Source organism: Micromonospora maritima, from assembly GCF_902825405.1.
Lineage (GTDB): Bacteria > Actinomycetota > Actinomycetes > Mycobacteriales > Micromonosporaceae > Micromonospora > Micromonospora maritima.
The window spans coordinates 1-7,920 of the sequence record NZ_CADEAU010000252.1 but is presented as its reverse complement, the minus strand read 5'-3'; the positions used below and the strand labels follow the sequence as shown (position 1 = coordinate 7,920).

Here is a 7,920-nt window from a genome sequence, read left to right as displayed (position 1 = left end):
CTCGCGGCCGCCTGGGTGGTCTGCGCCGTGCTCGGCGCGCAGGTCGTCCCGGGTCTGCCGGTCGCCGCCGACACGGTCTCGACGGGCGTCCGCGACCGCGCCGGCCAGGTGCGCGCCGGCCTGAACGACCAGGAGCGGCTGCGCACCCAGCTCGCCGGCGACCCGTTCCAGGACACGCCGGGCGACCAGCTGCTGACCGCGTTGCGCGGCAAGGACGTGCTCGTCACGTTCGTGGAGAGCTATGGCCGGGTCGCGGTGGAGGACCCGGAGCTGGCGCCCCAGGTGGACGCCGTCCTCGACGACGGGACGCGACGGCTGGCCGCCGCCGGCTACGGCAGCCGCAGCGCGTTCCTCACCTCGTCCACCACCGGCGGGGGCAGCTGGCTGGCGCACGCCACGCTGATGTCCGGCATCCGGGCGGACAACCAGTTGCGCTACACCAACCTGGTGCGCAGCGACCGCCTGACCCTCAACGGGGCGTTCAAGCGCGCCGGGTGGCGGACCTCGCTGGTCATGCCGGCGCTCACCCGGGCCTGGCCGGAGGCCGACTTCTTCGCCCCCGACCGGGTCTACGGCGCCGAGGATCTCGGCTACCGGGGGCCGACGTTCAGCTTCTCCTCGCCGCCGGACCAGTTCACGCTGGAGGCGTTCCAGCGCGCGGAGCGGGCACCCGGCCACGCCCCGGTGATGGCCGAGATCCCGCTGCTGTCCAGCCACCTCCCGTGGTCGCCGGTGCCGAAGCTCGTCGACTGGGACGACCTCGGCGACGGGTCGGTCTTCACGGGCACCAACCGCGCCCCCCGCGCGGACGAGGGCACCCGCCGGGCCTACCGGAACTCGATCGTCTACTCGCTGCGCACGCTGATCTCCTACGTCCAGCGCTACGGCGACGAGAACCTGGTGCTGGTCTTCCTCGGCGACCACCAGCCGGCCCGGTCGGTCACCGGCGAGGCGGCCGACAAGGACGTGCCGATCACGATCGTGGCGAAGGACCCCGCCGTGCTCGACCGGATCTCGGGGTGGGGCTGGCAGGACGGCCTGAACCCGGCCCCGGACGCCCCGGTCTGGCCGATGGAGTCGTTCCGCGACCGGTTCCTGCGGACGTTCGGACCGCAGTCCCGCACTCACAGTTAGGAATGTCGTGACGATGCTCGCGCGGGCCTGGGGGATCACCCGTTCCCTGGCCGTCTACCACGGCCAGCCGGCCAAGCACCGGCGCGCCCGGGAGCTGTACGGGCAGTTCCTCTCCCCCGGCGACCTCGGATTCGACATCGGCGCCCACGTCGGCGGGCGGGTACGCACCTGGCGGCGGCTCGGCGCGCGGGTGGTCGCGGTCGAGCCGCAGCCGGACTGCCTGCGCGTGCTGCGGCTGGGCTTCGGGCGCGACGAGGGCGTCGTGATCGAGCCCACGGCGGTCGGCGCGCGGGCCGGGCAGGCTCGCCTGGAACTGTCCTCGGCCACGCCGACCGTGTCCACCATGTCGACGTCCTGGATCGACTCGGTCACGGCGGACCCGAGCTTCGCCAAGGTCCGGTGGGACCGGTCGGTCGAGGTGCCCGTGGTGACGCTCGACGACCTGGTCGCGAAGCACGGCGAGCCGGCGTTCTGCAAGGTCGACGTCGAGGGCTTCGAGGTCGACGTGCTGTCCGGGCTCAGCCGGCCGGTGCGGGGGCTCTCCTTCGAGTACCTCCCGCCGGCGCACGACGCCGCGCTCGCCGCGCTCGACCTGGTGGAACGGCTGGGCGCGCGGGCCGGCGGCTACCGCTACAACTTCTCCCCGGTGGAGACCATGCGCTTCGCCGCCGACCGCTGGCTGGACGCGCCGGGCCTGGTGCGGCTGCTGGAGGAGTACCGCCCGACCGGCCGCTCCGGCGACGTCTACGCCCGGCTGGCCTCCGCCTGACCTAGGCTGGGCCGGACCGCCGCCGCGAGGAGGATCGATGGCCCGCTACGCCGCCCTGCTGCGGGGCGTCAACGTCGGCAACGCCCCACTGGCGATGGCCGACCTGCGACGCGTCGTCACCGACCTCGGGCACACCGACGTCAAGACCTACCTGCAGAGCGGCAACGTGGTCTTCACCAGCCCGCCCACCAAGGGTGAGGTCCTCGCCGAGGGCATCGCGAAGCGGCTCGCCGACGAGCTGGGCCTGCGCGTGCCGGTCCTGGTCCGCAGCGCGGCCGAGCTGGCCGCCGTGGTCGACGCCAGTCCGTACGCCGACCGGCAGGACGACCCGACCCGGGTGCTGGTGGCGTTCCTGTCCGCCGCGCCCGCGGCGGCGCGGGCCCGCGAGCTGGCCGTGCCGGCCGGCGAGGACATGGAGTACGCGCTGACCGGTCGGGAGGTGCACCTGCACTTCCCGACCGGACGCTACGGGCGGACGAAGTTCACCAACACGTACCTGGAGAAGGTCCTGGGCGTGGCCGCGACGGTCCGCAACTGGAAGTCGGTGCTGGCCCTGCGCGACCTCACCGCCGACTGAGGGCTGTCCCAGATCACCGTTCATGGTCCGTGAGGACGCGGGGCCAGCGGGTACAGACACCGGGTGGCACGTCCGGAAGCCCGCCGGGTGGAAGCGCTCCCGGGCACCCCGAACGATCGGAGATGAGAATCGACATGGCCGCCAACCGCGTTCCGGACATCTCGCTCAACGACGGCAACACCATCCCGCAGCTCGGCTTCGGCGTCTTCCAGATCGACCCGAAGGACACCGCGCAGGCGGTCGGCGTCGCGCTGGAGATCGGCTACCGGCACCTCGACACCGCCCAGATGTACGGCAACGAGGCCGAGGTCGGGCAGGCGGTGCGCGCCTCCGGGCTGGACCGGGACCAGGTGTTCGTCACCAGCAAGCTGAACAACGGCTTCCACCGACCGGACGACGCCCGCAAGGCGTTCGAGCAGTCGCTGCGCGAGCTGAAGTTCGACCACCTCGACCTGTTCCTGATCCACTGGCCGCTGCCCACCCTCTACGACGGCGACTTCGTCTCCACCTGGAAGGTGCTGGAGGACCTGCAACGGGAGGGCAAGGTCAAGTCGATCGGCGTCTCCAACTTCCAGGTCGCCCACCTGGAGCGACTGGCCGCCGAGGCCGACGTGGTGCCGGCGGTCAACCAGATCGAGGCGCACCCCTACTTCGGCAACGACGAGGTGCGCGCGTACGACAGTGCCCACAACATCCTCACCGAGGCCTGGTCGCCGATCGCGCAGGGCAAGGTGCTCGACGACCCGACCGTGGTCGACATCGCCGAGGAGGTCGGGCGGACCCCGGCCCAGGTGGTGCTGCGCTGGCACGTGCAGCGCGGCGACATCGTCTTCCCGAAGTCGACCACCCCGAAGCGGATCGAGGAGAACTTCGCGATCTTCGACTTCGCGCTCGACGACGCCGCGATGGACCGGCTCACCGGCCTGGGCCGGGGCGAGGCCGGCCGGCAGGGCCCGAACCCGGACACGTTCGACTACGTGCCGAGCTGAGCCGTCAGCCACGTCGCAGGGGCCCCGGGGAACCGGGGCCCCTGCGCGCGTTTGACTTCGCGCGCACTCGAAGGGGCAGGGTGGCCGGAAACGCTCCGACGGGGAGGACACCATGCGATACCGCACCATCGGCACCGACCCGGCCACCCGACGCGAGGTCAGCGTGCTCAGCCTCGGCGCGATGCTCTTCGGCACCGCCACCGACGAGGCCACCTCGTACGCCGTCCTGGACCGCTACGTGGAGGCCGGCGGCACGTTCGTCGACACCTCGGACAACTACGCCTTCTGGCAGAACGGCGGCCAGGGCGGCGAGAGCGAGGAACTGCTCGGCCGCTGGCGGCGCAGCCGCGGGGTGGGCGACGAGGTGGTGTTCGCCACCAAGCTCGGCGCCCGCCCGCTCGCACCCGGGACCAGCTACCTCGACAACGCGGAGGGCCTGTCGGCCAAGGTGATCCGCGAGTCCGCCGAGCGCAGCCGCGAGCGGCTCGGGCTCGACCGGATCGACCTGCTCTACGCCCACATCGAGGACCGGTCCGTGCCGCTGCGGGAGACCGTGGAGGGCTTCGCCGAGCTGGTCGCCGAGGGCACCGTCGGGCTGCTGGGCGCGAGCAACCACCGGGCCTGGCGGGTCGAGCGGGCCCGCGCGATCGCCGCCGCGGCCGGCCTGCCCGGGTACGAGGTGCTCCAGTACCACCGCAGCTACCTGCCGTCGCGGGTGGACCTGCCGAACGCGCTGGACCCGGACGGCGACGTCGGCTGGGTCGGCCCGGACCTCGCCAGCTACCTGCGGGCCGAGCCCCGGCTCACGCTCGTCGCGTACTCGCCGCTGCTCAAGGGCGCGTACGTGAAGCCGGAACGGCTGGGCGAGGAGTATGCCCTGCCCTCCACCCCGGCCCGGCTGGCGGCGCTGCGTGCGGTGGCCGACGAGACCGGGGCCACGGTCAACCAGGTGGTGCTGGCCTGGCTGACGGGCGGCGACCTGCCGGCCATCCCGCTGGTCGGCTGCTCGTCGGTGGCGCAACTGGACGAAGCGCTGGGCGCGGTCGACCTGGAGTTGACCGCCGAGCAACGGGCCCGGCTGGACGCGGCCCGCTGATCGACCGTCCGGCCGGGTGGCCCGTCGCGGTCACCCGGCCGTCAGGTCGATCCGCCAGTCGTTCGAGCGCATCAGGCGACCTGGCGGGTATTCGAACTCCGTCTCCCCGAGCAGCGTGAACCCGGCCTTGCGGCAGACCGCGTTCGACGGCGGATTGTCCACCGACGGGTACGCGTGCGCGAAGCGCCGGTCACCCGCCGCCCGGGCCGCCGCGACCACCGCGCGCACCGCCGCCGTCGCCAGGCCCCGCCCCTGGTGGGCCGGGAGCACCGCCCAGCCCATCTCGTACACCTGCTCGCCGCGCCACTCGCGCGGCCAGAAGCCGACGCTGCCCACAGTCGTCCCGTCCGGCGTGACCACGGTGAACATGTTCCCGCTGCGCGGACCCGGGCCGCGCAGGTAGCGCTCGTGCCGGGCGCGCACCTGCTCGTCGGTCTCCGGGCCGCCGGTGTGCGCCCGCACCTCCGGGACGTTCAGTGCCCGCAGCAGCGCCAGGTCGTCGACGCCCCACCGGACGATGCGTACCTCTGCCATGCGCCCGATTGCACCAGACACCCCCGACAGGTGTCCCGCCAGATTCGATCTGGCGGGCCGTCGCGCCCGGTCTGGCGCCGCAAGGGTGAGGCCGGCAGCGAGGGAGGGCGACATGGCGCCGTTACGGCTCGCCGTGCTCATCGGCAGCACCCGGGAGGGACGGGTCGGCGACCGGATCGGTCGCTGGTTCGCCGCCCACGCGCGCCGCCGGGACGGGCTGGCGGTGGAGGAGATCGACCTCGCCGGGTACGCCCTGCCGACCGCCCTGCCCGCCGAGCCGACGCCGGCGATGCGGGAGTTCGCCGGGCGGGTGGCACGGGCCGAGGCGTTCGTCGTGGTCACCCCCGAGTACAACCACAGCTTCCCGGCCTCGTTGAAACAGGCGATCGACGTCGCCTACGACGAGTGGCAGGCCAAGCCGGTCGGCTTCGTCTCGTACGGCTGCCGGTCGGTCGGCCTGCACGCGGTCGACCAGCTCCGGACGGTCTTCACCGCGCTGCACGCGACGACCGTCCGGGACACCGTCGGCGTCGACCTGCTCGACGGCGAGCCCACCGGGCACGCCGAGGAACGGCTCCGGCAGGACGTCCGGCTGCTCCTCGACGAGCTCTGCTGGTGGGGCCTGACGCTGCGCGACGGTCGCGCGGCCCGCCCGTACGCCTGTTGAGAACACCCACGGAGAGAGGTAGTGATCATGAGTAACCGGAACACCGGCCTGGCCGTCGAGGCCGACGGCCTGGTCCGGTCGTTCGGCGCGACCCGCGCGCTCGACGGTCTGGACCTGCGGGTCCCCGCCGGCACCGTGTACGGGATGCTCGGGCCGAACGGCGCGGGCAAGACCACCGCGGTACGGGTGCTGGCCACGCTGCTGCGCCCCGACGGCGGCACGGCCCGGGTCTTCGGCCACGACGTGGTGACCCAGGCCGACGCGGTCCGCGCCCGGATGAGCCTGACCGGCCAGTACGCCTCGCTGGACGAGGACCTGACCGGGGCGGAGAACCTGGTCCTGCTGGCCCGGCTGCTCGGGCTGGGCCGGCCGGCCGCGCGGGACCGGGCCGACCAGCTGCTCGCCGCGTTCGGGCTGACCGAGGCGGCGGGCCGGCAGGTGAAGAAGTACTCCGGCGGGATGCGGCGGCGCATCGACATCGCGGCGAGCATCCTCAACACGCCGGACCTGCTGTTCCTGGACGAGCCGACCACCGGGCTCGACCCGCGCAGCCGCAACCAGGTGTGGGAGATCGTGCGGGCGGTGGTGGCGCACGGCACCACCGTGCTGCTGACCACGCAGTACCTGGACGAGGCGGACCAGCTCGCCGGCCGGATCGCGGTGGTCGACCACGGCCGGGTGATCGCGGAGGGCACCCCGGGCGAGCTGAAGTCGTCGGTCGGCTCGGGCACCGTCCACGTGCGACTGCGCGACGCCGGGCAGCGGCCCCGGGCCGAACAGGTGCTGCGGACCGCGCTGGGCACGCCGGTGCAGCTCGCGGCGGACCCGGTGGCGCTGACCGCGCGGGTCGGCGAGGACGGCACCGACCTGGAGGCCGGCGAGCAGGCCGCGCGCGCCCTCGGCGAGCTGGCCCGGGCCGGCATCGTCGTCGACGACTTCTCCCTCGGCCAGCCCAGCCTGGACGAGGTGTTCCTGGCCCTGACCGACCACCCGGCCGTCGCGACGGACGAGCGGGACGACGAGCTGGAGGCGGCCCGATGAGCGACACCGCGACGACCACCACCGGGCGGGCGCCGTCCGTCTACGTACCCTCCGCCGAGGCGCTGGCGACCGTGCTCGCCCCCGGTGGGCGACCGGCCCGACCCGGGCCGCTCGCCGCGTCGCTGACCTTCGGCTGGCGGGCCATGCTGAAGATCAAGCACGTGCCCGAGCAACTGTTCGACGTCACCGCGTTCCCGATCATCATGGTGCTGATGTTCACGTACCTGTTCGGCGGCGCGCTCGCCGACAGCCCTCGTGCGTACCTGCAGTTCTTCCTGCCCGGCATCATGGTGACGAGCGTCGTGATGATCACGATGTACACCGGGGTGGGCCTGAACAACGACATCGAGAAGGGCGTCTTCGACCGGATCCGCACGCTGCCGGTGTGGCGGCCGGCGGCGCTGGTCGGGATGATCTTCGGCGACGTCCTGCGCTACGTGCTGGCCGCCCTGGTCATCCTCGCCGTGGGCCTGGTGCTCGGCTTCCGCCCGGACGGCGGGGTGCCCGGCGTGCTGGCCGGGATCGGCCTGCTGGTGGTCTTCTCGTTCGCGTTCTCCTGGGTGTGGACGTTCTTCGGCCTGGTGCTGCGCAGCGAGAAGTCGGTGATGGGCGTCAGCATGATGGTGCTGTTCCCGCTGACGTTCCTGAGCAACGTGTTCGTCGACCCGTCCACCATGCCGGGCTGGTTGCAGGCGTTCGTCAAGGTCAACCCGATCACCCACCTGGTCGCCTCGGTGCGGGCCGCGATGGGCGGCTCGATGGACGCCACCAACACGATGTGGCTGCTGCTCTGGAGCGCCGGTTTCGTGGTGGTCTTCGGCTCCCTGACGATGCACCGCTACAACCGCCGCTGACGTCCGTACCGCCGTCCCGGCCGGGCCGCCCCGGGTGGTGGGCGGCCGGGGCGGAGGGCGGCCCGGGGCGGGGCAAGCAGGGCCGGACAGAGCCGGCCGGGGCAGGGCCGGCCGGGGCAGGGCCGGTCAGAGGCGCCAGCGCACCGGCTCGGGTGGGAGGTAGCGGCAGGTGGTGCCGGTGGTGACGGACTCGCGCAGGTGGGCCGCGAGCGCCGGGTGCCGCTGGTCGAGCCGGCGAAGCGAGTCCCGGATCCGGGCG

9 protein-coding genes are annotated in these 7,920 nt (G+C 73.2%); 8 read left to right on the top strand and 1 reads right to left on the bottom strand.

What is annotated here, in order from left to right; translation table 11 throughout:
• The 5 genes from HUW36_RS20590 to HUW36_RS20570 form a co-directional block, all read left to right on the top strand.
• On the top strand, window positions 1-1,134 hold a 1,134-nt coding region (locus HUW36_RS20590), incomplete at its 5' end, for an alkaline phosphatase family protein (protein ID WP_484502599.1).
• Between the two features lie 13 nt (window positions 1,135-1,147).
• The gene (locus HUW36_RS20585) at window positions 1,148-1,903 is read left to right on the top strand and encodes an FkbM family methyltransferase (protein ID WP_174529668.1); all 756 of its coding nucleotides are present in this window, start codon (window positions 1,148-1,150) and stop codon (window positions 1,901-1,903) included.
• 37 nt (window positions 1,904-1,940) lie between these two features.
• Window positions 1,941-2,480 (top strand): DUF1697 domain-containing protein, encoded by a 540-nt coding sequence (locus HUW36_RS20580; protein WP_174529666.1) that lies wholly within the window; start codon window positions 1,941-1,943, stop codon window positions 2,478-2,480.
• Between the two features lie 134 nt (window positions 2,481-2,614).
• A complete protein-coding gene (locus HUW36_RS20575; protein ID WP_174529667.1) occupies window positions 2,615-3,469 on the top strand; it encodes an aldo/keto reductase in 855 nt (284 codons plus the stop codon).
• Window positions 3,470-3,581: 112 nt separating this feature from the next.
• Window positions 3,582-4,565, top strand: coding sequence for an aldo/keto reductase (locus HUW36_RS20570; protein WP_174529665.1), 984 nt, complete (start codon window positions 3,582-3,584; stop codon window positions 4,563-4,565).
• A 30-nt stretch (window positions 4,566-4,595) separates the two neighbouring features.
• On the opposite strand, the gene HUW36_RS20565 is transcribed toward HUW36_RS20570, so the two are convergent.
• Window positions 4,596-5,099: a GNAT family N-acetyltransferase gene (locus tag HUW36_RS20565; RefSeq protein ID WP_174529664.1), complete on the bottom strand. Its 504-nt coding sequence runs from the start codon at window positions 5,097-5,099 to the stop codon at window positions 4,596-4,598.
• A gap of 112 nt (window positions 5,100-5,211) precedes the next feature.
• Here HUW36_RS20565 and HUW36_RS20560 point away from each other — a divergent pair, with 112 nt between their 5' ends.
• The 3 genes from HUW36_RS20560 to HUW36_RS20550 are packed head-to-tail and all read left to right on the top strand — an operon-like array spanning window position 5,212 to window position 7,661.
• The gene (locus tag HUW36_RS20560; protein ID WP_174529663.1) at window positions 5,212-5,766 is read left to right on the top strand and encodes an NADPH-dependent FMN reductase; all 555 of its coding nucleotides are present in this window, start codon (window positions 5,212-5,214) and stop codon (window positions 5,764-5,766) included.
• Window positions 5,767-5,793: 27 nt separating this feature from the next.
• Window positions 5,794-6,807: an ATP-binding cassette domain-containing protein gene (locus tag HUW36_RS20555; RefSeq protein ID WP_174529662.1), complete on the top strand. Its 1,014-nt coding sequence runs from the start codon at window positions 5,794-5,796 to the stop codon at window positions 6,805-6,807.
• Window positions 6,804-7,661 (top strand): ABC transporter permease, encoded by an 858-nt coding sequence (locus HUW36_RS20550; RefSeq protein ID WP_174529661.1) that lies wholly within the window; start codon window positions 6,804-6,806, stop codon window positions 7,659-7,661. Before HUW36_RS20555 ends, HUW36_RS20550 begins: the two co-directional genes overlap by 4 nt.
• The last annotated feature ends 259 nt before the right edge of the window (window positions 7,662-7,920 follow it).

Excerpts from the sequence above, each read along its gene's own strand:
- HUW36_RS20575 (WP_174529667.1), top strand. The coding sequence starts at position 2,615 with ATGGCCGCCAACCGCGTTCCGGACATCTCGCTCAACGACGGCAACACC.
- HUW36_RS20585 (WP_174529668.1), top strand. The coding sequence starts at position 1,148 with ATGCTCGCGCGGGCCTGGGGGATCACCCGTTCCCTGGCCGTCTACCAC.
- HUW36_RS20570 (WP_174529665.1), top strand. The coding sequence starts at position 3,582 with ATGCGATACCGCACCATCGGCACCGACCCGGCCACCCGACGCGAGGTC.
- HUW36_RS20550 (WP_174529661.1), top strand. The coding sequence starts at position 6,804 with ATGAGCGACACCGCGACGACCACCACCGGGCGGGCGCCGTCCGTCTAC.
- HUW36_RS20555 (WP_174529662.1), top strand. The coding sequence starts at position 5,794 with ATGAGTAACCGGAACACCGGCCTGGCCGTCGAGGCCGACGGCCTGGTC.
- HUW36_RS20580 (WP_174529666.1), top strand. The coding sequence starts at position 1,941 with ATGGCCCGCTACGCCGCCCTGCTGCGGGGCGTCAACGTCGGCAACGCC.
- HUW36_RS20560 (WP_174529663.1), top strand. The coding sequence starts at position 5,212 with ATGGCGCCGTTACGGCTCGCCGTGCTCATCGGCAGCACCCGGGAGGGA.
- HUW36_RS20565 (WP_174529664.1), bottom strand. The coding sequence starts at position 5,099 with ATGGCAGAGGTACGCATCGTCCGGTGGGGCGTCGACGACCTGGCGCTG.